Source organism: Streptomyces katrae (assembly GCF_000966975.1).
GTDB lineage: Bacteria > Actinomycetota > Actinomycetes > Streptomycetales > Streptomycetaceae > Streptomyces > Streptomyces katrae.
In genome coordinates this window covers 1-521 of the sequence record NZ_JZWV01001347.1, presented here as the reverse complement: position 1 = coordinate 521, position 521 = coordinate 1, and the positions used below count along the sequence as shown (strand labels likewise).

1 protein-coding gene is annotated in these 521 nt (G+C 78.1%); it reads left to right on the top strand.

Annotated elements, in window-relative coordinates; all coding sequences use genetic code 11:
* A partial coding sequence (locus tag VR44_RS37065; protein WP_045952068.1) for a winged helix-turn-helix domain-containing protein occupies window positions 1–394 on the top strand: 394 nt, incomplete at its 5' end.
* Window positions 395–521 lie beyond the last annotated feature (127 nt).

Sequence of the window (521 nt, the reverse complement as noted above, 5' to 3'; positions counted from 1 at the left end):
GATCGACACCGTACGCCGGCGGACGCGGGCCCCCGAGGGCGGGCCGGGCGGTGGGGCGGCGGACGGCGGCCGGGCCGTGCGCTCCGGGGACGTGGAGGTGGACCCGGCGGGCCGGACCGTGACCGTGGCGGGGCGCGAGGTCAGGCTGACGCGGCGGGAGTTCGACGTCCTGGCCCTGCTGGCCGCGCGCCCGGACGAGGTCCACGCGCGCGAGGAGATCCTGGACCGGATCTGGGGCGACGCGTTCCTGGCCGCCTCCCGCTCCCTGGACGTGCACGTGGCGGGCATCCGCGCCAAGACGGGCCGGCCGGGTCTGGTGCGCACGGTGCGCGGCTTCGGCTACCAGCTCGGCGCGGCCCCGGCCGTACGCGGGGAGCGGGACGCGGGCTCGTGAGGCGCAGACTGCTCGCGGTGCTGATGGTGCTGATGGGGGTCGCCGCGCTGCTGCTCTGCGTGCCCCTGGCCGACTCCTACGCGCGGGGGCGGACCGAGCACCTGCTGCTCCAGCGGCGTTCGGAGGC